The 23327-nt window shown below is 38.3% G+C and carries 24 protein-coding genes and 1 pseudogene; 20 read left to right on the plus strand and 5 right to left on the minus strand.

Going from position 1 to position 23327, the window contains the following annotated elements; genetic code table 11:
- Positions 1 to 45 precede the first annotated feature (45 nt).
- Positions 46 to 1101, minus strand: a complete 1056-nt coding sequence (locus tag DOK79_RS11175; protein ID WP_206856390.1) for a LacI family DNA-binding transcriptional regulator — start codon at positions 1099 to 1101, stop codon at positions 46 to 48.
- Between the two features lie 199 nt (positions 1102 to 1300).
- Between DOK79_RS11175 and DOK79_RS11180 the strand changes: the two genes are divergently transcribed.
- The 7 genes from DOK79_RS11180 (at position 1301) to DOK79_RS11210 (ending at position 8509) form a co-directional block, all read left to right on the plus strand.
- On the plus strand, positions 1301 to 1729 hold the full coding sequence (locus tag DOK79_RS11180; protein WP_206856392.1) for a hypothetical protein: 429 nt from the start codon (positions 1301 to 1303) through the stop codon (positions 1727 to 1729).
- The gene (locus tag DOK79_RS11185) at positions 1647 to 3434 is read left to right on the plus strand and encodes a DUF2264 domain-containing protein (protein ID WP_206856394.1); all 1788 of its coding nucleotides are present in this window, start codon (positions 1647 to 1649) and stop codon (positions 3432 to 3434) included. The genes DOK79_RS11180 and DOK79_RS11185 overlap by 83 nt, the downstream gene beginning before the upstream one ends.
- An 11-nt stretch (positions 3435 to 3445) precedes the next feature.
- A complete protein-coding gene (locus DOK79_RS11190) occupies positions 3446 to 4579 on the plus strand; it encodes a glycoside hydrolase family 88 protein (RefSeq protein WP_206856396.1) in 1134 nt (377 codons plus the stop codon).
- A gap of 35 nt (positions 4580 to 4614) precedes the next feature.
- Complete coding sequence (locus DOK79_RS11195) at positions 4615 to 5880, plus strand: ABC transporter substrate-binding protein (RefSeq protein WP_206856397.1); 1266 nt, start codon at positions 4615 to 4617, stop codon at positions 5878 to 5880.
- Positions 5881 to 6087: 207 nt separating this feature from the next.
- Positions 6088 to 6984 (plus strand): carbohydrate ABC transporter permease, encoded by an 897-nt coding sequence (locus DOK79_RS11200; protein ID WP_206856399.1) that lies wholly within the window; start codon positions 6088 to 6090, stop codon positions 6982 to 6984.
- A 109-nt stretch (positions 6985 to 7093) separates the two neighbouring features.
- The gene (locus tag DOK79_RS11205) at positions 7094 to 7834 is read left to right on the plus strand and encodes a carbohydrate ABC transporter permease (RefSeq protein ID WP_422392102.1); all 741 of its coding nucleotides are present in this window, start codon (positions 7094 to 7096) and stop codon (positions 7832 to 7834) included.
- A gap of 12 nt (positions 7835 to 7846) precedes the next feature.
- Positions 7847 to 8509 (plus strand): DUF624 domain-containing protein, encoded by a 663-nt coding sequence (locus tag DOK79_RS11210; RefSeq protein ID WP_206856402.1) that lies wholly within the window; start codon positions 7847 to 7849, stop codon positions 8507 to 8509.
- A 117-nt stretch (positions 8510 to 8626) separates the two neighbouring features.
- Here DOK79_RS11210 and DOK79_RS11215 read toward each other — a convergent pair whose 3' ends face one another.
- Positions 8627 to 9847 carry an MFS transporter gene (locus DOK79_RS11215; protein ID WP_206856404.1) on the minus strand — a complete coding sequence of 407 codons (1221 nt, stop codon included), beginning with the start codon at positions 9845 to 9847 and terminating at the stop codon, positions 8627 to 8629.
- 505 nt (positions 9848 to 10352) lie between these two features.
- Here DOK79_RS11215 and DOK79_RS11220 point away from each other — a divergent pair.
- From DOK79_RS11220 to DOK79_RS11255, 9 genes and pseudogenes are all read left to right on the plus strand, one after another.
- Complete coding sequence (locus tag DOK79_RS11220) at positions 10353 to 10724, plus strand: hypothetical protein (RefSeq protein WP_206856406.1); 372 nt, start codon at positions 10353 to 10355, stop codon at positions 10722 to 10724.
- The gene (locus tag DOK79_RS11225) at positions 10721 to 10897 is read left to right on the plus strand and encodes a hypothetical protein (protein ID WP_206856449.1); all 177 of its coding nucleotides are present in this window, start codon (positions 10721 to 10723) and stop codon (positions 10895 to 10897) included. The genes DOK79_RS11220 and DOK79_RS11225 overlap by 4 nt, the downstream gene beginning before the upstream one ends.
- A gap of 69 nt (positions 10898 to 10966) precedes the next feature.
- Positions 10967 to 11374 (plus strand): hypothetical protein, encoded by a 408-nt coding sequence (locus DOK79_RS11230; RefSeq protein WP_206856407.1) that lies wholly within the window; start codon positions 10967 to 10969, stop codon positions 11372 to 11374.
- Between the two features lie 55 nt (positions 11375 to 11429).
- Positions 11430 to 11837, plus strand: a complete 408-nt coding sequence (locus tag DOK79_RS11235) for a hypothetical protein (RefSeq protein ID WP_206856410.1) — start codon at positions 11430 to 11432, stop codon at positions 11835 to 11837.
- Positions 11834 to 12114 (plus strand): annotated as a pseudogene (locus DOK79_RS15520) (lipase); the annotation flags it as partial. The gene DOK79_RS11235 and the pseudogene DOK79_RS15520, both read left to right, overlap by 4 nt.
- 74 nt (positions 12115 to 12188) lie before the next feature.
- Positions 12189 to 12596 carry a hypothetical protein gene (locus tag DOK79_RS11240; protein ID WP_206856413.1) on the plus strand — a complete coding sequence of 136 codons (408 nt, stop codon included), beginning with the start codon at positions 12189 to 12191 and terminating at the stop codon, positions 12594 to 12596.
- Positions 12593 to 13837, plus strand: coding sequence for a lipase (locus DOK79_RS11245; RefSeq protein WP_206856415.1), 1245 nt, complete (start codon positions 12593 to 12595; stop codon positions 13835 to 13837). The genes DOK79_RS11240 and DOK79_RS11245 overlap by 4 nt, the downstream gene beginning before the upstream one ends.
- 9 nt (positions 13838 to 13846) lie before the next feature.
- The gene (locus tag DOK79_RS11250) at positions 13847 to 14152 is read left to right on the plus strand and encodes a hypothetical protein (RefSeq protein WP_206856417.1); all 306 of its coding nucleotides are present in this window, start codon (positions 13847 to 13849) and stop codon (positions 14150 to 14152) included.
- Between the two features lie 381 nt (positions 14153 to 14533).
- Positions 14534 to 14797, plus strand: coding sequence for a hypothetical protein (locus tag DOK79_RS11255; protein WP_206856420.1), 264 nt, complete (start codon positions 14534 to 14536; stop codon positions 14795 to 14797).
- 235 nt (positions 14798 to 15032) lie between these two features.
- On the opposite strand, the gene DOK79_RS11260 is transcribed toward DOK79_RS11255, so the two are convergent.
- From DOK79_RS11260 to DOK79_RS11270, 3 genes are all read right to left on the minus strand, one after another.
- Positions 15033 to 15635, minus strand: a complete 603-nt coding sequence (locus DOK79_RS11260) for an alpha/beta hydrolase (RefSeq protein WP_206856422.1) — start codon at positions 15633 to 15635, stop codon at positions 15033 to 15035.
- A gap of 14 nt (positions 15636 to 15649) precedes the next feature.
- Entirely contained in the window at positions 15650 to 16630 is a 981-nt protein-coding gene (locus tag DOK79_RS11265) for a ring-cleaving dioxygenase (protein WP_206856427.1), read from the minus strand.
- A gap of 293 nt (positions 16631 to 16923) precedes the next feature.
- Positions 16924 to 17646, minus strand: coding sequence for a UTRA domain-containing protein (locus DOK79_RS11270; RefSeq protein ID WP_206856428.1), 723 nt, complete (start codon positions 17644 to 17646; stop codon positions 16924 to 16926).
- Positions 17647 to 18300: 654 nt separating this feature from the next.
- Between DOK79_RS11270 and DOK79_RS11275 the strand changes: the two genes are divergently transcribed.
- From DOK79_RS11275 to DOK79_RS11290, 4 genes are all read left to right on the plus strand, one after another.
- Positions 18301 to 19857: an ABC transporter substrate-binding protein gene (locus DOK79_RS11275; protein ID WP_206856430.1), complete on the plus strand. Its 1557-nt coding sequence runs from the start codon at positions 18301 to 18303 to the stop codon at positions 19855 to 19857.
- Between the two features lie 190 nt (positions 19858 to 20047).
- Positions 20048 to 20977: an ABC transporter permease gene (locus DOK79_RS11280; protein WP_206856431.1), complete on the plus strand. Its 930-nt coding sequence runs from the start codon at positions 20048 to 20050 to the stop codon at positions 20975 to 20977.
- An 11-nt stretch (positions 20978 to 20988) separates the two neighbouring features.
- A complete protein-coding gene (locus tag DOK79_RS11285; RefSeq protein ID WP_206856432.1) occupies positions 20989 to 21885 on the plus strand; it encodes an ABC transporter permease in 897 nt (298 codons plus the stop codon).
- Between the two features lie 6 nt (positions 21886 to 21891).
- Entirely contained in the window at positions 21892 to 23319 is a 1428-nt protein-coding gene (locus tag DOK79_RS11290) for an ATP-binding cassette domain-containing protein (protein ID WP_206856436.1), read from the plus strand.
- Positions 23320 to 23327 lie beyond the last annotated feature (8 nt).

The following is a 23327-nucleotide window of genomic DNA, read 5'->3' on the forward strand; positions in this document are numbered from 1 at the left end:
TTCAAACTTGGGGTTTTCTGGCTTATTCTCGGGGATGATCACTGTTCAACGTCTGGTTTCAACAGGACGTGTCGTTGAGCCCCTGACGACTAATTCTGTATCTAAAAGGATGCGTTTTGCGATGCCCGGTGTGTGGATGCGCTCATGTAAGAGATTGATCCCTGTTTCGCCCATTTCTTCTGTATAAGCTCTCACTGTAGAAAGGGGAGGCGTGATATAGCGAGAAATAGATAAATCATTGATGCCCATCACACTGATTTGTTCGGGAACTTGAATGTCGTGCGCATTCAATGTATGGATGATGCCGATAGCAAAAGCATCGTTTGCGGCTAAGATGGCAGTTGGTAAATCGCCTTGCCAATGTGCCAAGGCTTTTTCAGTTAATGCTTCACTTGTTTTAACGTCAAGTGAACTGTTTTCTTTTACAAAAAAATAGTTTTCATCAAACAAATGATGATGTTTCATCATGTCGATATACGTATTTGTTGTTGGTGTTTTGTAGGTTCGAAAACCATAGAGATTATCACTTTCTTCTGCACCGATATAAGCAATCTTTTTATGGCCTAAATCGAGCAGATGATGAAGGGCGACTTCCGTAGCTTGACCGAAGTCAGTATTGACACAATCATAATCGTGAAAAGGAAAATTTGATCCAACGACACAGAGATTCGGCGCAGTGGTATTTAATTCATCGATTTTTTCCTGTGTAAATTTACCGATTGCTAAAACGCCATCGACTGCTTGTAGTTGATGTTGTTCGTTTTGAGAGAAGTTTGTTACATGATAACCAAGTTCGACTGCGCGTTTTTCCGCAGCTAAGCGAATGGACATGTAATAAATATCTTCTAATTCCTCGTCACTCGTGCGCCAAGTGATCAAACCAATGACACCATTTTTTTTCGAAAGCTCAGTCGCTGGATTTAAGTTGCCACTTTTTCTGGCTTTCTTTTTATATTTGGTGTAATTTAGCTTTTCTGCAATTTCGAAAACTTTTCGTTTGGTTTCTTCTGTTGCTGAGAGTGTGTCGTCATAATTCAATACGCGTGAAACAGTAGAGATCGATACGCCTGCTTCCTTTGCGATATCGGTGATCGTCGCCATAAGCTACCTCCGGATAATAGACTTTATTAATTATAGTATAGGTAATTTCAGTAAAAAGGCAAGTAAAAATATTTATTTTTTACCAAAAAAATGTTGACTTTTTACTAATTTTAGGTAAAATTTAGTAAAAGAAAACGATTTCAATAAGGAGGATAGGACAATCAAACGATTTCTCTTTGGGGTACCATTCATTCTTATCATGAGTTTCTGTACGGGATGTCAAGCAAATAATCGACAACAAGAGATCGCTTTTGAGGATCAAGTCAAAGAAGAAATACAACAAAAAGCACATGTTTTTACTGAAAAAGAATATCAATCAGGAGAAGTTCCCTTACATGTTTGGGTGAAAATCGAAGGAAAAATCATTCAAGCGGATAGGGGAAATGAAATAGAAAAAGGGGATCGCTTTATTCTTCGCAGTGGTTCGAGTGATTATCAAATATTTAATGAGCAAACAGCTAAAATCGATGTGGGCGATGAAGTCATCGTTTACGGCGAATATTATGGATTTATCAAAGGAATTTTAATTGAGAGGAAGGAAACAAATGCAACAATTTCGTACAAAACAACAATGGCAAGAAAATTTCCGCCAGCTAATGACACCTTTACGTCCTTACTACAAAAATGAACCAGGTAAATTAAAACTAGGAACACATGGGACGGTTTATTCAGAGGCAACAAGGGAGGTTGAAGCTTTTTTACGACCGTTATGGGGCTTTGGACCTTACTTGGTCGATGAAGACGATGATGAATTGCTATCAGATTATTTGAAAGGGCTCATCGCAGGAACTGATCCACAAAGTGATGATTACTGGGGAGCCGTAACCGATTACGATCAATTGATTGTTGAGATGGCTTCTATAAGTACAACCTTGCTTTTGAATCCTGAAAAAATCTGGGGGCGGCTGTCTTCACTGGAACAGACGAATCTTGCGGAGTGGTTATTCTCAGTAAATGCGCGTCGAATCCCCAAAAATAATTGGTATTTCTTCCGTATTTTAGTGAATATCGCTTTAAAAAAATGTGGAAAACCATATTCACAGCAACAAATCGAGCAAGATTTTGATGTGATCGAACAGTTTTATAGTGGCAATGGGTGGTATTTTGATGGAGCTGAGACACAACATGATTACTATATCTCCTTTGCGATCCATTATTATAGTCTAGTATATGCCCATTTTATGGCTGATGAAGATCCAGTTCGCACAAAATGGATAAAGGAACGGGCGGTTCTTTTTGCTCAAACATTCAAATACTGGTTTGATGCGAGTGGGGAAGCATTACCTTTTGGTCGTAGTTTGACCTATCGCTTTGCCCAAGTCAGCTTTTTTAGTGCATTAGTTTTTGCCGATGTCGAAGCATTACCTTGGGGTGAAATCAAAGGATTGATCAGTCGCCATTTAGAAAACTGGATGACTAAAGAGACTTTCTCGACGGATGGCCTACTGACAGTTGGTTATCATTATCAAAATCTAGTCTTTGGGGAAGGCTATAATGGACCGGGTTCTCCTTACTGGGCAATGAAAAGTTTCATTCTTTTAGCTGTTCCAGACGAACACCCTTATTGGCAAGCAGAAATCCAGCCATTACAAATCGAAGAAAAGACATTGGCATTACCGGAAAGTAAAAATTTTTACCAATATAATCAGTCATTGACACATCTGCAAGCTTTTCCAGCTGGTCAGTTTGTGAATCAGCAAAGCTTTCCTCATGCAAAATATAGCAAGTTCGTCTATTCAACACGATTTGGTTTTAGCGTACCGAAGTCTGATTATTGGTATTACGAAGGTGCGTATGACAGTACGCTGGCTTTAGCAAAAGATGGGCATTATTTCCGTCCCAAGGGATTAGATACAGCTTTCTCTGTTCTACCTGATCGTATCATCCATGAATGGTCACCGTGGGAAGATGTCAAGATTCGTTCCACGATCGTGCCACTGGAAAACTGTCACGTCAGAGTACATGAAATTGAAACAAAAGATATGATTCAAGCATATGATGGCGGCTTTAGTGTTCCTTTCGAACAAAGCTTGCCCAAAGCAACTGAGCAAAGTATTGAAGCAAAAACGAGTATAGGAACATCAACCGTCAAAGGAATGATCGGCTATGAAAACGCAGATATTGTGCGAACGGAACCAAACACGAATCTCTTTTTCCCACGTACGATGTTGCCTTTTGTTTCAGCTGAGTTAGCACCAGGAAACCACTTGCTTGTGTCACTCATTTCAGGAACTTTACCTGATGAAACAGTGAACCAGCCAGTCATTGAACAAAAAGGACAAAAATTATTGATCCAACAAAAGAATCAAACGATCGAATTAACGATTAGATAATGGAGGTAGGAATGACACAATTTGAATGGTTGACACATGACATTGATTTTGTCGTTGATAAAATCAAAAAAAATCTGACACTTTTTCAAGAGACCGTACCACCTGCTGCGAGCGTAGACCTTGTCTATGCTCCAGAGGAAAATACGGATTGGACAGCTAGTTTCTGGATAGGGATGCTCTTTTTGGTCAAAGAACTGACGAACGATCCAGCAGTCGATCCAACGATTGAAAAGCAACTCGCCTCTTTTCGCCGACGTCTTGAAAAAGATATTGCGCTTGAAACACATGATATCGGCTTTTTATATACGCTCTCTGCGATCGCTGATTATCAAGTGAATCAACGGGAATCCTCAAAAGAATTAGCGGTCAAAGCCGCCGATCGTTTGATGGAGCGCTATGATCCAAAAACACAGATCATCCAAGCGTGGGGGGATTTGAATGATGAACAACAACGCGGCCGTATGATCATTGATTGCTTGATGAACTTGCCACTGCTATATTTTGCTTCAGCGATGACTGGAGAGGGCAAATATAAAGAAGCTGCATATACACACGCCAAACAAACCCAGCGTTACATCGTTCGTGATAATTTTACAACATATCATACGTATTATTTCAATCCTAAAACTGGCGAAGCAATCGGCGGCAAAACGCAACAAGGCTTTGCAGACGATTCTTGCTGGGCACGTGGCCAAGCATGGGGGATTTATGGATTTACCTTGAGTTACAATCATACTGGCGATCATACTTTTTTAGAAACAGCGAAAAAACTCGCGGACTATTTCATTGATTGCTTACCGGAAGACAAGATCTGTTACTGGGATCTGGTGTTTCATGATGGCAGCGGAGAAGAAAGAGATACTTCTGCTGCGGCAATCGCCGTTTGCGGCTTATTGGAACTCGCAAAGCAACTACCTTTGACTGATCCGAAAAAAGATGAATATCAAGCTGTTGCTGTGGCAATTATGAAAACGTTATCAAAAGGGTATACAAGTGTGGATTCGCCACAATCGAATGGCTTGTTACTCGAAGGGGTGTATGACAAAAAATCAAATAAAGGAGTGAAAGAGTGCATGATCTGGGGCGATTACTATTATGTAGAAGCCTTGGTACGACTTACAACAGCTTGGTACAGTTACTGGTAAAAACGACGATTAAATGAAACGGAGGGATTTGGAACATGAAGTTTTTGAAAAAAAGTGTTATTGCTGCGTTACTTGTTAGTGGAGGGCTTTGGTTAGGTGCATGCGGAAATGAAAATCAAGCACAAGACCAATCAGAAGGAACAGTGTTGACAGTCAGTACGTGGAATTATGAAACGACACCAGAATTTGACAAACTTTTTCGAGCATTTGAAAAAGAAAATCCTGGAGTAACAGTGAAACCCGTGGATATTGCTTCAGATGATTATGATACAAAATTGACGACGATGTTAGCAAGTGGCGATACGACAGACGTATTGACGATGAAAAATCTATTGTCTTATTCAAATTACGCATTAAGAGATCAATTGGTTGATTTGTCTACGCACATCAAAGATTTAGATACAGCCCCTGCCATGGAAAGCTACGAGATGTATAACATTGATGGAAAAACGTATGCGCAACCTTATCGTACAGACTTTTGGGTGCTTTACTATAATAAAAAATTATTCGATGAGGCAGGGATACCTTATCCAGATAATTTGACTTGGGAAGAATACGAAGACTTGGCGAAACAACTTTCAAAACCGGAAGAGCAAGTATACGGTGCATACCAACACACGTGGCGCTCGACTGTTCAAGCAATTGCAGCTGCGCAAAATAATAAAAATCTAGTCGAGCCAGATTATGATTTTTTAGATGAGTACTATGACCGTGTATTGCGGATGCAAGAAGAGCAAGCTCAAATGGATTTTGGTACAGCTAAGTCAACGAATGTGACCTATCAATCACAATTTGAAAACTCCAAGGCTGCCATGATGTACATGGGCACGTGGTACATGGGTGCTTTGTTGACAAATATTGATGCTGGTTCAACAGATGTGGAGTGGGGCATCACTCAAATGCCGCAAAATGAAAAAGGACAGGAAATCCAAACATTTGGTTCTCCCACAGCCTTTGCGATCAATAAAAACTCAAAACAACAAGAACTAGCGCAAAAGTTCCTTGATTTTTGCTCGGGAGAAGCGGGTGCTAAAGTGTTAGCAGAAGTAGGTGTCGTCCCTTCTTATCGAACAGATGCGATCAATGAATTGTACTTCAGCCGTCAAGGAATGCCAAATGATGAGATTTCACAAAAAGCATTTGAGCCAGATTATATTGCTATCGAGTTTCCAGTCGATACGAACGGCCCAGCGATTGACAGGATCTTACAGGAAGAGCATGAACTGATTTTGGTAGGCGACGAATCACCAACATCAGCGATTGATAATATGGAAAAACGAGTGAAACAAGAAAGCGAATAAAAAGGTCTGTGACTATGTGTTGTAAGTGAACAAGATTCACATCAAATAATCGAGGGTAAACGTTGATTTTCCCTTAATCGATTGCCAACTATATGCTGAAGGTGGGCATACTGCACCTTCAGTGTATAGCTGATATAAATGCCTGTCATTGCCTTTAATGAAAGGGGGAGCGTCAAAAGAACCAGTTGGTTTTTTTGATATCTAGCTATGGAAGTAACAAAGTCAGCTTCACATAAATTAAAACGTAAAAATACGTTGATTGCTTGGTCATTTATTGCGCCAAACTTTATTGGATTTTTGATTTTTACTTTAGTACCAGTTGTTTTTTCATTAGTGTTAGCCTTTATGAAATGGGATTCCTTTAGTACACCAGAATTTGTTGGTCTGCAAAATTTCACTCGAATGTTATCGGACGATACGTTTTGGATCTCGCTAAAAAATACTTTTCTGTACACGATTGGCGTTGTTCCGTTGACCTTGGTTTGTTCGTTGGGTTTAGCCATTTTACTGAATCAGAAAATAAGAGGAGTCAAGTTTTTTCGGACGGCGTTTTTCTTCCCCTATGTCACCTCATTAGTGGCAATTGCAGTGGTGTGGAGTATGTTGTTTCATCCTACGATGGGACCAATCAACCAGTTTTTACGTGTATTCATTGAAAATCCTCCAGGCTGGTTGTCTAGTTCAGATTGGGCATTGACAGCGATCATTATCGTTAGTGTCTGGCGAGGAATGGGCTATTATATGATTTTGTACTTAGCTGGATTACAAGGGATCTCGAAAGAATTATATGAAGCAGCAGCGATGGATGGTGCAAACAAGTGGAAGCAATTCCGACACATCACCGTACCTGCATTGCGCCCCACAACATTTTTTGTCACGATCATGTTGGTTATCAACTGCTTCAAGATTTTTGACCTTGTCCAAGTGATGACCGATGGAGGACCAGGTCGTGCAACAAATGTGTTAGTTTACCAAGTCTATAGTGAAGCATTCGTAAAATTCAATTTCGGTTACGCTTCAGCAATTGCTATGGTCTTGTTTGTGATCGTATTGGTGATTACGGTGATCCAGTTCAAATGGAATCAGATTCAAGAGAAAGTCTAAGGGAGGCGAACAGATGAACAATCAGTCAGACAAAAAATCATTTCAGAAAATACTCGTGTTTGTGTTGCTTGTATTTTTTTCAGTGCTCACGTTGATTCCTTTTATCTGGATGATCTCTGCATCATTCAAAGCGAACAATGATGTCTTTTCGGTTCCGATCCAATGGATACCTAAGACATGGCATCCAGAAAATTATTCAGTCATTTGGACACGCATTCCGTTACTGACTTTTTTCAAAAATACAGCGATTTTAAGTATTGTGATCACATTGATCCAACTCTTTACATCAAGTTTTGCTGCCTATGGCTTTTCGAAAATGCACTTTAAAGGAAGAAACCTCCTTTTTCTTGCATATATCGGTACGATCGCTGTTCCCTGGCAATCTTACATGATTCCACAATTTATCATGATGAGACAATTAGGGTTGTCAGATACGTTGCTTTCTTTGATATTGTTACAAGCATTTAGTGCATTTGGCGTATTTTTATTGAAACAATACTATAGTAGTATTCCCGATTCTCTTTGTGAAAGTGCAAGGATCGATGGGCTGACCGAGTGGGGCATTTATCGCCGGATCATCTTACCTTTGACTAAACCAGCTTTAGCTAGCTTGACGATCATCACTTTTGTCAATACATGGAATGACTATATGGGACCATTTATTTATCTGTCATCAACAGAAAATAAAACGATCCAATTAGGATTGAAAATGTTTGTTGGGTTGTTCGATACAGAATATGCTCTGATCATGGCGGCATCCGTTTTGTCTGTTTTACCAGTCGCAATCGTCTTTTTAGTCATGCAAAAATATTTTGTTGAAGGTATTGCTTCTTCTGGCGTCAAAGGATAGAAAGGAAAAGCTATGTTTAAAAAACAAACGTTTGAAACGAATGTTTATATGAAGCTGTTTCGTTTAGCTTATAGTTTTCTTGCGGGCAATCTATGTATTTTTCTTGTGAATCTTCCCTTTTTTCTGGTCGTAGTGACAACTGCGATCGATAGTAGAAATAGTCTCTTTTTGTTAGGGAGTATACTTTTTTTCTTACCTGCGATCTTAACAACTTTAGCTTGTTTCGCTAATGATATCCAAGGAAATGACGTACCAGTCAAAACGTTTTTCCAACTGTATCGCGGACTCTGGAAAAAAAGTATGTACTTAGGTGGTCCAGGATATCTTGTGATCGTGATTTCTTATGTCGATATCCTTTTTTTCATCCATCAACCAATGGGGAAATGGGTCATTCCTTTCTTTTTCTTATTGATCATTTTGGCGATTAGCCTGATCCTCAATAACTTTTATCTCCAAGTAAAGAATCCGAAGATCTCCATACGAAAAATCTACCATGTATCACTATATTATGTATTGAAAAAATGGTACATCAGTCTATTGAACGCTGTTTTGTTGGTTCTTTTGCTAATCGTGATGGTCGTTAAACCACAGTTTGGCTTCTTGCTCACACCAAATTTATTTTTAGGTTTGGTTTATCTTAACTGCAAGCAGACATATCGAGAGCTAAATCAATAGTTATTGAAGAAAAAAATTGAAAAGAGAAGTAGCTCCCCAAAGTTCGATCAAAATCTGACTTTGGGGGGCTATTGATTTATCCGTGGTTTGAAGAAAAACGGAAAAGGCCAATCGATATTAGCATCGAAAGTTTTTTCCGACTACTAGCCATAGGATAAGTGGCATCAGTAGTAGTCCGCTTCCAATCATTATCCAATCGATTGAAACTATATCAGATAATGGTCCCAGTACCAACATCGTAGCTGGAGAAGCACTACTGATCGCCATCGTGACTAGACTCATGATTCGGCCCATATGTTCGTTATCCGTTTTTGCTTGAAAGAACGAAACCATTGCAGTACGTGAAATGGGTACAACAAAACCAATTGCTATCATCATGGCGAAATACAGCCAGAAATTTGATGCCACACCTAACAAAATAAAAGGGATGACCAACAATGAATAGCCTAATGCAATCGTATGGATTTTATTTTTAAAGCCTCCCCATGTACTCATCACTGACCCGCCTACCAACATTCCTGAAGCAAACCCAATTTCTACTGCCGATAGTTGCCATATTCCATCATGAAAATTACGAGTGATTTGTAATGGCGCTAAATTGGCAGCAGGTGTCGAAAACACACTTCCCATAAAACCAGCAACGATCAATGCAGTCAGGATTTTGTGCGTACGAAGGTAACTGATACCAGTCTTTATTTCTGCTAAAACTTGTATTTTATTTGTTTTTGCAGATTTCAACGGTGGAACTTTTACTCGGAAAAACAGGATAGTCACACCAATAACCGCAGTCAAAAAGTCGATCAGTAGTATCGCATCTAAAGGCAAAATAGTAAGCAAACTTGCTGCCAATGCAGGACTTGCAAGCATCATCATAGCTTGGATCGTCTGATCGATTCCATTGATCCGTACCAAGTGCTTTTCTTGGGTGATTTGTGGAATGATCGAAGAGACAGCAGGCGTTTGAAATCCTTGGCCGACAGAGCGAATGAATATCAACCCCAATAATAAAAGAAGATTTTTCTCCATCGCGTTGTTCACAACGAACAGGATCGCCATGAATAAAGAAGCCAGTGCGACGCAACTATCAGATAAAATGGCGATTATTTTTCGATCGTAATGATCAGCAAGCGCTCCCGCAAAAGGCATGACTAAAACCATCGGCAAGATACCAATCGCGCTCATCAAACCAACCACCATTCCTGATCGTGTTGATAATGTGACATGCCAAATAATAGCATACTGTACCAACATCGTTCCGACCATTGAAATGGCCTGCGAAGTTAGTAAGTATGCTATGTTCTTTTTCCAATTCTTTTCATCATACATCATTTTTGACATTTCTATTCTCTCCTTTTGGATATAAATTAGGTTTCTAACAATTTATATGCCCAAAAGGGTTTTTCGGAGAATGTGTCCTAATTGCTGAGACGAATTTATCATATTTGAAAAAATTTGTAAAGAATAAATAGGAGGGAAGTACTCATGTAAACGGTTATGATACTAAAAAGATCTTTTATTAGAAATGTAATAAATAACAATACAAAAATGATAGGATGAGCTATGTAATAAATTGATCTAAGATGTAGTAGTGAAATTGAAACTTTGAACATAAAGATGGATCAATCGCATTGATTTTGGATTTGCAAAAAACGAGCAACTATTAAATAACGATTTATTTTGATAAGGAAGTAGCTGATAAAATGTTTAGAGGATGTTTCTCAGTTTTTCGTATTTTGATGGTCTTTGACGTATTTATTGAATAGAGAAGCGAAACTTTTGCTTTTGAAAGGAAAAGAGGGAGAGATGAGAAAACGAACGAACAAACAAACAAGTTCTAATAGCTATGGCTGTGATTATCAGTCTAGTAATGATTCTCATTGTAATGAAAGTATTTATAAATAAAAGTGAGGAAAGAAGAGAGCAAGAATTGTTAGTAGTTGAGAAACAATCAGTGCAAGCTCTGAAAAATACATTTGCGGATATTGCAGAGATAAAATTTGAACGTTCTGTTAAAAATGATATGACGGGTTCTTATGGGTTGTTTGTAACAATGAAAAATACCAAAGGTCAATCTGTTTATTTTTCATATGGCTTTTGGAAAGAAAATGATGATATTGGGGATTATGGATTAGAAAATGAAGAGGTTCAAAAAGTAGGGATAACTACTGAAAAAATAAAAGTGATTTATACAAATGGAAAGGAGGAAATACTTTGAGCATTACAGATGAACAATATAAAATTTTTAGTGATAGAGTTTATTGGATAGATCCGAATGATAAAAAGAAATATGATTCAACATATAAAGAAGGTTCTATAAAAGTTGTTGAAGGTTATAAATTCAAAATCCTAAAATCAAAGAAAACTCTAAAACAGAGGGTATGTAAGTAATAGCAGTCACGCCACTTGATAAAACAGTCGGTCTTGTGCATTGATAATACTTTGAAAGGGACAGGATATATGAAAGAACGAACGAGTAAGCAATTGCTAATAGTTTTAGCAGTAATGATCAGTTTGGTAATGATCGTAATCGGTGGGAAAGCATACATGGATAAGAGAGAAGAAAGAAAAGCGCAAGAATTGTTAGCGGTAGAGAAACAATCGGTTCAAGCTTTGAAGAACACTTTTGCGGATATTGCAGAAGTGAAAATTGAACAATTTGATAAAAATGAGATGACAGGATTTTATAGGGCAATGGTTACAATGACTAATACTAAAGGAGAGTCAGTCTATTTTGATTATGGTTTTATCGCACAAACCAATGAACTAGGCGCTTATGGAATAGAAGATATAGATATACAAAAAGAAGGAATAACGACAAGGAAAATAAAAGCAATTTATAGTAATGGTCAGGAAGAAGATGTTTGATCATGATGAAATAGGCAGATTGGTGTATTGGCGATAGTCTAAGAAAAGAGGACATATGAAAAAACGAACGAGTAAGCAGATGCTAATAGGTTTAGCAGTAATGATCAGTTTGGTAATGATCGTAATCGGCGGGAAAGTATACATGGATAAGAGAGAAGAAAGAAAAGCCCAAGAATTATTAATGGCAGAAAAAGAATCGGTCCAAGCTTTGAAAAATACATTTGCAGATATTGCAGAAGTGAAAATTGAACAAACAGGATATGACAATATGACAGGTTCGTATGGCATGCTCGTCACTATGAGAAACACAAAAGGACAGGCTGTTTATTTTTCGTATGACTTTTCAAAGAATAGTAGAGAAATTGATACATACGGAATTGAAGATAGAAGTATACAAGTTGAAGGAATTACTAAGAATAAAGTAAAAGTGATTTATTCCAATAGTAAGGAGGAGTATGTATGATAGTTACTGATAAGAACTATAATAAAATAAGTAATCAATATACCGACTAGATCCTAAAAACAAAAAATATGACCCTACTTTAAAAGAAGGAGCAATACGGAAATTTGGCGGAACTAGATTTAAAATACTAAAACTCAAAGAAAACTCGAAAACAGATGGCATGCAAGCTATGGCAGTCGCTCCGCTAGATGAAAAAGGGAATGTTGATACTTCCCAAGTAGTGATTTCTTATGCAGGAACAAATAAATCAGATTGTAAGGATCTAGAAACAGACTTATGAACGATTAGTGAATTTTTTTGATAAAATAGTGGTTCTAGTGTATTGATAATAGTTTAAAAGAGAGATGGATGATGAAAAAACGAATGAATAAACAATTGTTAATAGGTATCGCAGTAATGCTCAGTTTGGTAATAATCGGAATCGGAGGGAAAGTATATATGGATAAGAGAGAAGAAAGAAAAGCACAGGAATTGTTAATGGCAGAAAAAGAATCGGTCCAAGCTTTAAAAAAAATATTTGCGAATATTTTAGAGGTAAAAATTGAGCGTTCAGGGTACTTCAGCATGACAGGTTCTTATGACATGTTTGTTACTATGACAAATACCAAACAACAATCAGTGTATTTTTCATACGGTTTTGGAAAACATAGCCGTGAGATTCTTGATTACGGAATAGAGGATAGAAGTATACAAACGAAAGGAATTACGAAAAACAAAATAAAAGTGATTTATTCAAATGGTGAGGAGGATTATGTATGACAATTACGGATAAAAATTATAATAGTATAAGTAATAGGGTTTATCGAATAGATCCTAACCACCCTGAATATAATGCTGATTTAAAAGAAGGATCATTTCGCAATTTCGGTGGAGCTGAATTCAAAATACTAAAACTCAAAGAAAACTCGAAAACAGATGGCATGCAAGCTATGGCGTTAGCTCCGCTGGATGAAAAAGGTAACGTTGATACTTCCCAAGTAGTGATTTCTTATGCAGGAACAAATAAGTCAGATTTTAAGGATATAGAAACAGACTTACGAACGATTATTGGTCTTTTCGATGGCTCAGATAATCGAGTGGTTTCTTTAGTAACCAGACAAGCACGTTTTTTGGGTCAATTGACGTCTGCTACTGAGTTTGCGAAAGAGGTAAAGAATGAGTATAAAGATGCTGAAATTTCTACAACAGGTCATTCATTAGGACAGTATCTAGCCTTGTATGTCGCAGCTGAAAACCAATGGAAAAATGTTGGGTTCAATGGGCCAGATCCTTACGAACTATTATCTCCAGAAGCAAAAAAATGGGTAAAGGAAAATCCAGGGATGTTGACGAATTATCGGAACCGGGGTGATTTCATTGGTAATCTAATGGGAGATGGGACAGAGGCAGAAATAAAAGTAAGCATGGAAATGGGGTTAATAAATCCGTTTGATTATCATGGTTTAGATGTTTGGAGATTTGATAAACAAGGAAATCTGATCATTCCAGAGAACGACTATAATACGAAAGCAAGTATACAACAGGAAAAAAATAAAGCAATGAATGATTTCTCAAGTCATTTGGGTACGTTGAAAAAATGGCGTGAAAAGTTTACTGCGAGTGGAGGAAGTTTATCAGCGAATGAGCGAATTTATTTGAATCATAGTCAAACAAAGGCCGTTGTAGAGACGATGGGACGAAAGATTAAAAATGCAATGGAGGAAGTTATACGAATCAATCAGAGCAGTATTGAGCGAATCGAAATGAATTGGGCAGAAGAAGTACGGAGAGCGGAACATGCTGCACCTTCTTTGGATGCTTGGGAAGTTAAAGAAACATTGGCATCTGTAGGAGTGACATGGGAAACACACGTAATGACGCCAAAGGAAAAATGTCAACAACGAATCCAAAAAGCAAGACGAAAAGGTGAACGTTATGATGAATTGGCAAAAGAGATCAAAAATAAAATCAATGATTTAGTCGCACGAGACCAAGAATTAGCCAATCAACTAAAGGGGTGAGAAAAGAAAATGACGATTGAAGAGTTGCAAGCGGATTATCAGAGAAAACGAATCAAACTAGAAGAAGAGGAAGACTTGTTGCGTTATTTCAACCGAAAAGGAGAAGAAGTGGTTGAACAATCTGAGCAACTGTTAAGGCGAAGTCTGAATGGTTTAGCCCTTGATAACGAACCGTTGATGAGAGCAAGGAAACAATATCAGATTGCAGAAGAGCGGTATAAGTCAGCATTAAATTCAGAACGACGTCTGTTACATCAACGATTTGATGATTTAGAACGAGAGTACCAAGCAGCTTATCGAAAATTAAGCCAGTGATAAGAAAGTAATAACTACATAAAACCATCTCAACATGTCGTTGAATTGGAACAATAGCACGTATCTTCTGATTGAGGAGAAATTATACTAAAAGTCAAACCTGCTTTCCTCGATAAAAGTGGATGAGAAAAAGTGAACTAGTGACATTCGAATTTGGCCTGTTTTACGATTTTTTCATATGAAGCAGCCTACAAAAAGTATCACTCAAGGGAGCAAACTAAGAAAGATTGAGGAACGTTTTCGTCGGTTATAGCGTAAGGTCTCTCAAAAATAAGAGACAAGGAGGGGAACTAGTTTGTCAAAATATATAACCTCTATAAATTAGATGTAAGATAACTTTATCTTGAAAAACTACTTATAGATTTTTGGCAACGGGAAGTCATGGTTGATTTGGAAGATTTGTTAAATGAGTTAAGAAAAACTTTAGAGAAATGGAATGTTCAAACCGTGGGAATTGCCATGCAGGAAAAATTGACGGCAGAAAAGAAAGAAACGGATAAAACTCATAAGAAAGCGGTAGAAGAAGCAGAAAAAGCGTTCTCGAGCAGTCGTGGTCAGTTGGAGGATTCTGTCAAAGGAGGGTTCGCAAAAAGAGTAATAGAAGTATTCGATGAGCAAGAAAAGGAATTAAAAGTATTCGAATGAGCCAATCTGTTTTATCCTGAGGATGGAGAAACATTGGCGGGGAGTCTTGGTTAATCGATGTTTCTTATTAGGATTGATTTACTTGAACTAAAAGAAGATATAGCGACATTTTGATCAATAAATAGATTTTAAAAGCGAAAAACAGAACTTGAGAAAACGATTTGTTTTCCCAAGTTCTTTTTTCGATTCTGGGTAACGTAGTTGATTTCAAAACTTTGAAATAAAACGCAAAGGGTTAGTCTAAAGTATCTAGCCATTGCTTGGCGTGTGTCAACTCATCCATGGTCAATTGATGCCCTTGATCTGTGGTTTGTGTTGTTACTTTAGCGCCTCGTGAATCAAATTCGTTAACTAATTGACTAAATGAAGTGTTCGAAACGATCGGATCTCCATTGCCGTAAGATAACCAGACAGAAGTATCAGGTAGTTCTGTTTTCTCAGGATACTTGTCTAAAGACATCGGATGGAAGAAAAGTCCTTTGTTTAATTCTGTTTGTTGAGCCAACATGATGTGAGCGGCAATATTTGCGCCATTTGAAAATCCGACAACGATCCAATCTGTTAATGGAATCTCATGGGAGTGACTGATTGTTTTGATTTCATTTAACAGATTTGAGGATTCTTCAGCTAAACTGTCATAATCGAATTGATTCAATCCGTTTCTTTTAAAAAAACGATTCATCCCTTGCTCGTTGATATTCCCTCTAAAGGATAAAAGTGTACTTTCAGGTGCAAGAAACTCTGCAATTTCTAAAAGCGAGTGTTCATCTCCACCAGTCCCATGAAGTAAGATCAATTTTTTTTGTGTTGTTTTTCCTTGTCTGTAAAGATACTTCAAATGTTTCACTCCTGTCATTGATCTACCCGTTTTTGGTTGGCGTCTCGAGTGTCAAATGGACGAACATAAGCTTCGATTTCTTTTCTTTTTCCTTCTAGTAATGGGGGCAAAGCAAGGATCTCTCCAGCTGTTTCAGCAGGCTCATCGCCAAAGAATCCAGGACCATCTGTGGCTAGTTCGAATAAGACGTGAGTAGAAGCTAAGAAATATTCAGATTCAAAGTAAAAACGATCAACAAATCCAGAACTAGGTAAAGAGGTTTGGTTGATTTTATTGATCCAAAACTGTAGTGCTTCATGATCAGCTACACGTAAAGCGAGATGATGGACATTCCCATAACCTTCGATTGCTTTTGGTAGATCGGTACGATGTTCGACGATGATACTAGCACCGTTTCCGCCAGCACCCACTTCAAATAAATAAAAGTCATCTGCACGATCGATTTCTTTAAAACCGAGTAAAGCAAGTAATACCGTTCGAATGGGCTCAAGATCACTTACACGAACGATGACTGGACCGAGTCCAGTGATTGCCATGTCTATCGGGATACTACTGTTTTTCCAAGGAACTCCCGCAGGAACGCCAGTATTTTTTTCATCTGAGATCAATTGATACGCTTGTTCGTCGAAATCTTCAAATTCAAGATATTTCTTGCCAAAACGTTCTTTGATCGCAGAATGAGTGATTTGGAATTTTTCAAATCGGTCCAACCAATAGTCTAACGCTGTATCGGAAGGTACACGAAACGACGTACGAGCGATCGTATCCGTTCCTTTCGTTCCTTTTGGCTGGTTTGGGAAATCAAAAAAGGTCATATCTGTCCCAGCAGAGCCATGTTCGTCAGTGAAATACAAGTGGTAAGTCTCAATATCATCTTGATTGACTGTCTTTTTGATCAAGCGCATTCCTAGAATGTCTGTAAAGAAACGGTAGATCTTTGGTGCACTAGATGTCATTGCTGTGACATGGTGGACGCCTCGAATTGTTGTATCCATAATTCATCCTCTTTTCTTTAAACTTACAAAAAGTAAGTAAATGTTGTTAAGGTCAGTATAGGATGTTACGAGAGATATTGCAATAAATATGTCCTGCTACTTGAAAGAGAGGGGGTTTGTTTGTTTGATTTTAAAATGAGAAGACGAATAAGCTGGCTTAATAAAAAAAGCAACGGTCACGATAGTTGATGAAGTACGCCCCCTAAGTTAGACCACAAGATCTAACTTAGGGGGCGCACTTCATGAATGTGGCCGTTGCTTTTTTGAAGTGAATACTGGATTCCTCACTTCAGCTACTGATTTGCTCGTACATCTAACAGTGAATAATTGCGGACGTCGAAGCGATTGCGACTTGAGGAATACTCGATCGGTTGACCGTCTTTTAGGTAGACGACTTGTTGGACCTCAAGTACTGGGTCTGTTTCGGCGCAATTTAAATACTGTTGATCAAATGCGGAACTTTTGTCTGCTGAGATTGCACGATAAGCACCAGCAAAATGGACATTGAGTTCTTTGTGCAAATAATCATAGATGGATGACAAAAGATGTTCTTTCTTTAATCCTGGAACAAGTTGGACTGGCATAAAAGTGTGTTCTAAAATATACGGTTCATCGTCTAAGATACGCAAGCGATGAATGTTATAAACTGGCTGTTCTGCATCGATCATCAAACGTTCTTGGATAAAAGCATTAGGGAACTCGACGTCAAATTGAATGATCTGACTTGTTAGGGAGCGTTGGCGTCGTTTCATTTGTAAACTTAATCCTTCGTATTCATTCGCAGGAGAAGTATCTTTGTTTAAATAAGGATGGCTTAAAATCTTAGTTCCTGATCCTCGTTGCGAGTAAACGAGTCCTTCCATGGCTAGAATGTTGATGGCTTTTTTGATCGTCATTCGACTAGCATTGAATTCTTCGACTAGATCCACTTGATTTGGTAAAAAACTATTTGGTGGATAAGTTTTTGAACGAATTCGATCTCTTAAGATATTTGCGATTTCTTCATATTTTGGCACGTTTTTCACCTCACTTTGAGTATAACGAAAGATCATAGCCCCGACAACCAATAAAAGCATGAGAAGTGTGGATGACCGTGTACATGAATTGATTTTATAAATTTGTAAAGGGAAGAGCAAAGATCGTTAATCTACGTGATCAAGAAAAACGCTGATTTTTTTATATAGTAGGTTTTGATCATGGATGGGACAAATGAACCTATAAATGATTAAACGATTATCTAAAAAATGCTAAAGAAAAAAGTAATTGCTACCTCAATTTCCCACTTTTAAACAAGCTTTATTAAGAGTTGAATTTCAAAAAAAAACAAATGTAACAATACTCAGAAAAATCGCTATGTATGGATATTTATCGCATAAAATGTCATTTTAAAGTATTTTTAGTCAAAAGTATAAAGATTCAAAAAAAAGAAAAAATTCTAAAAATTATGTTTACATAAGAAAAAGATTAATATATAATGAGCTTTAATATTTTCAAGCAAACAATTTGACAGATTATCATTTAAGATAATCTCTGTTGTTTATTGGGGTATTGGCAAAAAGATAGCGCGTGGATTTTAGTTAAATTAGAATACGATTAAAAATATTTTGGTATCGTTATCTTTTAAATGAAAAATAGGTTAGAGAAAATAAACTGTGAAATGGAGGATACGTATGAAAAATCGTAAAACAAGAGGATTCTTATTGCTGTTAACAGGTGCATTGTTTTTAGGTGCATGTGGAACTGGTGATGGAGACAGCGCATCAGGCTCAAGTAGTCCTGATCCCAATGTCTTAGTAGTGGCTACTGGTGCAGATCCGGTGACATTAGATATTCATCAAACAAACGATCAGGCGACAAGTAGAGTGGCAAGACAAATCTATGAGACGTTGATCAAGCAAACGAACGATTTAGAGTTGGTACCTGGATTAGCTACAGATTGGGAAGAAGTGGAAGAAAATATTTATGAGTTCATCTTACGGGAAGATGTTGTTTTCCATAATGGTGAACCATTAACGGCTTCTGATGTTGCTTATACGTTACACCGCGCAACTGAATCTCCTTCGATCAGTCATATTATCGGTTCGGTTGATCCTGAGACGATCGAAGTAATCGACGATCATACGATTCGTATCGGTACCCATGATTCTTTTGGTCCTTTCTTAACTCACCTTGCTCATCCAGCTGTCGGTATTTTAAGTGAAGTTGCTGTAGAAGAAGCTGGTGAAGATTATGGGATCAACAGTGTTGTAGGTACTGGACCATTTGAGTTTACTGAATGGGTGACGGGGAGCCAACTGACGTTAGAACGCTTTTCTGATCATTGGGACGATGTTGATGGAGTGGAACGAATTGAGTTTCGCACGATCACAGATTCAAGTGTTCGTTTGATTGAATTGGAATCAGGAACCGTTGATATTGCTTATGATATTTCTCCTTCAGATAATAGTACCGTTGAGGAAAATGATGATTTGACTTTATTGAATACTGAAAACTTAGGAACAGAATATCTAGGTTTCAATTTACAAAATGACACGCCCCTTCAAGAGGTTGGCGTTCGTGAAGCAATCGCACATGCAATTGATGTTGAATCGATCATTGAGACGGTGCATATGGGGATTGGGACGCCGATGAGTGGTCCGATCAATGAACTAGTTTTTGGATTCAATGGCGATTTAGAAGCGACACCATATGATATGGACCTTGCGAAAGAACTATTAGCAGATGCAGGCTATCCAGATGGTGGGTTCTCTCTCTCTTTATATGTCGGCGATAACAACCAAGAAAGAATTCGAGTTTCTCAAATTGTTTCAGAAGCTTTAGCAGAACTAGGAATTACGGTTGAAGTTCATCAGATGGAATGGGGCGCATTTCTTGATGCGACGGCTCTTGGAGAAGCGGATATGTTTTTATTAGGATGGACGACAATCACAACAGATGCCGATTATGGACTGCACCCGTTGTTCCACTCTAGTAATTTTGGTGAATCAGGAAATCGCTCTTTCTACCATAATGAAGAGGTAGATGAATTATTAGAAGCTGCACGTTACACATCTGAACAAGGCGAACGTGAAGTGTATTATCATACAGTACAAGAGATCATCAATTCAGATGTTCCTTGGGTATATTTACAAACAAGGGAAAACGTGTCTGGTGTTCGTAATTGGGTCCAAGGATTTGAACACCATCCAACAGGAAGTTACTTCCTAAATGTTGTGTCAAAAAATTAAAGGTATGTTTAGAGGAGGAGCGGTGGCATTAGTCATCTTTTACCTCTGAAATCGAATAAACAGTGTTACAGAAGTAGTGCATGCAGAAATAAGTGCGAAAACCCAAAATCGGCAGAATCATTTTCGGGTTTTTGCGCTTATTTTCTAAAGATAAACCCTTCTGTAACTACCTCTTTAAGGAGATGATAAGATGTTCCAATACATTGTAAAAAGAATACTATGGTTGTTCCCGGTGTTGTTGGGGGTCACTTTTATTGTATTCACGATTATGTACTTATCACCTGGCGATCCAGTAACGATGGTTTTAGGTGAAGGAGCAACGCAAGAACAATATGAGGCAATGAGGCGCCAAATGGGACTCGATCGTCACTTTATCGAACAATTTTTCCGCTATATCAGGAATGTGTTCATCGATTTTGATCTCGGTAGATCGTATGTTTCAGGACGAGTGGTGCTTGACGAAATTCTTACTCGTCTACCGAATACGCTCAAACTATCGACGTGGAGTATTTTAATTGCTTCGTTGATCGGGATTCCGATGGGGGTCGTATCGGCGACTCGACCGTATTCAAAAATCGACAACGTCGTTATGTTCATTTCATTATTAGGCGTCTCAATGCCAACATTTTGGCAAGCCTTGTTATTGATCATTTTATTTACATCAACACTTGGCTGGTTGCCTGCAACGGGTTTTAGTAATTGGCAACAAATGATCATGCCTGTGTTTGCATTAGCCTCTTCTTCCATTGGAAGCATTGCCCGTATTACTCGGTCAAGTATGATGGATGTTTTAGATCAAGATTATATTCGAACAGCAAAAGCTAAGGGAGTCGGCGACTCGACGGTGACGTTTCATCATGCGTTGAGAAATGCATTGATCCCTGTCGTGACGATCATTGGGCTGCAATTTGGCGCTTTGTTAGGAGGCGCAGTTCTAACAGAGACTGTTTTCAGTATCAATGGGATCGGTACCTTGATGGTCAATGCGATCAGAACAAGAGATACGATGATCGTTCAAGGTGGGGTCCTGTTTATCGCATTTATTTTCACGTTGGTCAATCTATGTGTAGACATTCTTTATGCCTATATAGACCCACGAATAAAAACCTCATATGACTAAAGGAGGAAATTATGTTTCTTAGAAAAAATAATTTAGCAAAAACAGAATCGATTGCCGGCAAGTCTGAAGGATCTAGACAAGAGATTTGGCAAGCGTTGAAATCCAATCGACGTGCTATGTTCGGCTTATTTTTTATCTGTTTATTGATCTTTGTTGCGATTTTCGCTGATTTTATTGCACCTTATGGAATGAGAGAGCAGGATCTTAGTAATGCTTTGCAGTCTCCCAATCGTACGCATTGGTTAGGGACAGATGATTTAGGTCGTGATGTTTTGAGCCGACTGATTTATGGTACACGTGTCTCATTGACAGTTGGGGGTTGCTCGGTCTTGTTGGCTTTGTTTTTTGGCGGGATCTTAGGCGTACTATCTGGCTACTTTAGAGGTTGGATCGATACATTGATCATGCGGTTTTGTGATATCTTGTTGTCGATTCCCTCCATCTTATTAGCGATTGCGATCGTTTCTTCCTTTGGTTCAAGTTTAATGAATATGATTATTGCGATTGGTTTAGCGAATATCCCCATATTTGCTCGGATCATTCGAGCCAGTGTAATGTCTGTCAAAGAAAAGCAGTTTATTGAAGCAGGAACCGCGTTAGGTGCAAATGCCAATTTATTGATTTTCAAGCATATTCTGCCAAATGTGATGTCACCAGTGATTGTTCAAGCTTCAATGGGAGTTGCAACGGCGATCTTATCAGCGGTCGGCTTAGGCTTTATTGGTTTAGGGATGGAAGCTTCTGTAGCGGAGTGGGGAACGATGTTGAATTTTGGCCGTAGTTATATTCGTACGCATTCTTATTTAACGATCTATCCAGGAATGGCGATTGTTTTGACAATCTTATCCTTTAATTTGATCGGAGATGGTATTCGTGATGCCATTGATCCGAAAATGAGAGAGAGGTGATTGGCTATGGAAACTATTTTGCGCATCAAAAATCTAGAAAAACATTTTCCTATCAAGAAAAAAAATCCTTTTAGTATTGGGAAAGATTATGTAAAAGCCAACAAGGATATTTCAGTAGATATCCTAAAAGGCGAGACACTAGGGATTGTTGGTGAAAGTGGCTGTGGCAAGTCAACATTTGGTCGTACCATCATCCAATTACAACGACAAACGAGCGGCTCTACTCTTTATTACGGAGAAACCTTAGAGGACTTTACACCTTTATATATGAAAAAAATCTATCAAGAACTTCCACAAAAAATGAAGTCTTTTGAGAAAGCAAGAAGTGTGATAGCTGAACTTGAAAATAAGCGTAGTAGAAATAGCTCAGAAGCGGATCATGTAACGGAGCAATTACGTCTAAAAAAGGCTGTTTTTGAAAATGACTATGGCAATATGTTACGACTTGTAGGAGGATTGATTTTACACGAAGATCTAAAAAAAGTGAGTAAGACATTATTGGCTCACTATCAAGTGGCATCGAGTATTGCTAAAAGTAAAAGAAGTCTTACTTTCAACCAACAGAAACAATTAATGGGGGCATCTGTCGATCAGAAAGAAATTGACCGGATCGAAGAAACGCTTCAACAGCAACAAGAAGAGTTAGCGGTTATCAACCAAACAGTTTCACAACTGAGAAAAGAAGTAATGGGCAATAAAGATTTTGAGTACTTTGAGCAACAGTTAGACTCAGGGATTGACCTTGCTAATTTAACTTCGAAGGAATCGCAAGCATTACGCAAGGATTTACAAATCATTTTTCAAGATCCATATTCCTCGTTGGACCCACGCTTGACTGTCGGGGAGATCATCGGAGAAGGACTATTGATCCATCAGTTTTTCAAAAATAAAAAAGATCCAAAGTATGAGGCGTATATCATTGATATTATGGAAAAATGTGGGCTGAAGAAAGAATTTATTGATCGATATCCACACCAATTTTCCGGTGGGCAACGTCAAAGGATCGGCATTGCAAGAGCACTCGCTCTTAAACCGAAATTTATTGTTTGTGATGAGGCAGTCTCTGCATTAGATGTTTCTATTCAGTCGCAAATCATCAACTTGCTTCAAGAGTTACGTGAGGAACTTAACCTGACCTATTTATTTATTACGCATGACCTCGGTGTCGTGAGATTTATTTCCGATCGTATCGCAGTCATGTATTTTGGACATATCGTAGAAATAGCACCAGCAAGCATGATCTTCAAAAATCCTGTCCATCCTTATACAAGACAATTGCTAAATGCGATCCCGACACTTGATGAGGATCAGCAGCAGTGGGATCTTCAAGAAACCTACCCTGAGTTTGCCTTTTACTATTCAAAAGAGCAAGATACAGATCCCGATTGGGTCGAAGTAGAACCAGATCATTTTGTAAAATGCACATTAAACTAATGACAGAA

The sequence above is a fragment of the Enterococcus sp. DIV1094 genome, from assembly GCF_017316305.2.
Lineage (GTDB): Bacteria > Bacillota > Bacilli > Lactobacillales > Enterococcaceae > Enterococcus_B > Enterococcus_B mangumiae.